This window comes from Acidovorax sp. HMWF018 (genome assembly GCF_003061035.1).
Taxonomy (GTDB): Bacteria; Pseudomonadota; Gammaproteobacteria; order Burkholderiales; family Burkholderiaceae_C; genus Acidovorax; species Acidovorax delafieldii.
In genome coordinates, this window is the sequence record NZ_QAIM01000091.1 from 12,821 (window position 1) to 14,877 (window position 2,057).

At 67.7% G+C, this 2,057-nt stretch carries 2 protein-coding genes and 1 pseudogene; 1 reads left to right on the forward strand and 2 read right to left on the reverse strand.

Annotated features, from left to right (window positions below; all coding sequences use genetic code 11):
* Window positions 1-1,187: bifunctional diguanylate cyclase/phosphodiesterase (locus DBR23_RS30235; protein WP_233250251.1), on the forward strand; the 1,187-nt coding region annotated here is incomplete at its 5' end.
* A gap of 142 nt (window positions 1,188-1,329) precedes the next feature.
* Here the strand turns inward: DBR23_RS30235 and DBR23_RS29845 are convergent.
* Together DBR23_RS29845 and DBR23_RS30240 are read right to left on the reverse strand one after the other, a co-directional pair.
* The gene (locus tag DBR23_RS29845) at window positions 1,330-1,473 is read right to left on the reverse strand and encodes a hypothetical protein (RefSeq protein WP_167514358.1); all 144 of its coding nucleotides are present in this window, start codon (window positions 1,471-1,473) and stop codon (window positions 1,330-1,332) included.
* Window positions 1,474-1,553: 80 nt separating this feature from the next.
* Window positions 1,554-2,057: pseudogene (locus DBR23_RS30240) on the reverse strand (MFS transporter); the annotation flags it as partial.

Below are 2,057 nucleotides of genomic sequence, written 5' to 3' on the forward strand. Positions count from 1 at the left end.
TAGACCGGTTCACCACTTTCAACGATGCGCGCGGCAGCGAGATGGGGGACCGACTGCTGTGTGCCGTGGCGCTGCGGCTGTCCGAGATCCTGCCGCCCCAAGACCTGCTTGTGCGGGTGGCGGGCGATGAGTTTGCCGTGGTGCTGCATGGCCTGGGGGTGGATGCCTCGCTGGCGGGCCGGCATGCGCTGGCCTTTGCCGAAAAACTGCAGGCCGCCTTGCTGCGCCCCTTGCGTCTGGAGGGCGATGCGCAGGACGCCCAACTGGGCGCCAGCGTGGGTATCACCCTGTACCCCCAAACGTCGGACGACGGTGCTCACGATGCGCTGCGGCGCGCGGGCACCGCCCTGCACCGCGCCAAGCAGGCCGGGGGCGGACGGGCTGCGTTTTTTGAGCAGGGCATGGGCGAGGCCGCCGAGCAGCGCTTTCGGGTGGAGCGCGAACTGCGCCATGCCATTGGCGCAGGCGAGCTGCGGCTGCACCTGCAGTCGCAGGTGGATGTGTCGGGCCAGGTCACGGGTGCCGAGGTGCTGGTGCGCTGGCAGCATCCGCGTGACGGCCTGGTGGCGCCGGGCGTGTTCATTCCGGTGGCCGAGGAGTCCGACCTCATCGTCAGCCTGGGCGAGTGGGTGCTGGCCCATGCCTGCGCGCTGCTGGCGCAGCCGGTGTTCCGCGAGCGGCGGTTGCGGCTCTCGGTCAACCTCAGCGCGCGGCAGTTCCGGCAGGCGGGTTTTGTGGGGCAACTGCGGGCAGTGCTGGCTGCCACGGGGGCCGACCCCCGGCTGCTGACGCTGGAGGTGACCGAAGGCCTGGTGATCGACGACTTTGATGATGCGGTGGCCAAGATGCGCTCCCTGGCCGCGCTGGGCGTGGACATGTCGCTGGACGACTTTGGCACCGGCTACTCATCGCTGGCCTACCTCAAGCGCCTGCCCATCCAGGAGATCAAGATCGACCGGTCGTTTGTGCACGAGGCCCCCACCAATGCCGACGATGGCGTGCTGGTCGAAGGCATCTTGTCGGTGGCACGGCACTTCGGCCTGCGTGTGGTGGCCGAGGGGGTGGAGACCCAGGCCCAGGCCGACTTCCTGCGCCAGCGCGCCCCGGACATCGTGTACCAGGGCTACCTGTTTGGCCGGCCAGAGCCCGATGCACAGTGGCTGGCGCAGTGGGCCCAGCCTGCCTGAGCCCGGCGGCGGCGAGCGCCGAATGAAGGGCTGCCTGATGCGGAATTTCAAACAAAAATAGCTGCAGGCGCTTATACAATATGCGCCTGAAGCTATTGTTTTTGTAGCGTATTCGCCGGGGCAGGCGGAGTGCTGGTGTGACCTATTTGTTTTTGTCTTTGCCCTTGGGCATGACGGTGGTCATCGGCGGCATGGGCCGGTCCGATGCGCTGTGTTCCTTGGGCGGCGAGGTGTCCTTTTTGGGTTTCTTCGCCATCTTGTTGCTGCGCTGTTCGCCTTTGGCCATGGGGCCTCCTTGAAAGGTCTCGGGATGGGACCGTGCGAGGATGGTACGTCACAAATTACGCCGCTGGCAGCTGCCGGGGGCTACGCACCTGCGCCTTCTGTAGCCTGCCGCACACCATCACCCTGCGCCCGCACAGCCAGCCGCTGGTCGTAAGCCAGTGCCAGCGCGTTCAGCACGGCAATGCCCATGCCCAGCGCGCAGGTGGCGCCCCATCCGCCCCACAGCCAGGCCACCGACCCCATCGCCGAGCCCGTGGCCGCACCCACAAAGTAGCTGGTCATGTACACCGCGTTCAGCCGCGCGCGGGCGGTGGGGTCCAGCCGGTAGATCACGTTCTGGTTGCTGATGTGCACGCCCTGCAGCGCCAGGTCGGCCACCAGCATGCCCACCACAAACCACACCAGGCTGCTGGCGCCCAGCCACAGCGCGCCCCAGCCCAGCAGCAGCAAACCTACCGATGCGGCGGTGGCCACCTGCGCCTGCCCACGGTCAGCCATGCGGCCTGCCACATTGGCCATGAGTGCACCGGCCACGCCCGCCAGCCCCACCAGCCCAATGCCGGCGTCGCCCAGTCGGTGTGCAGG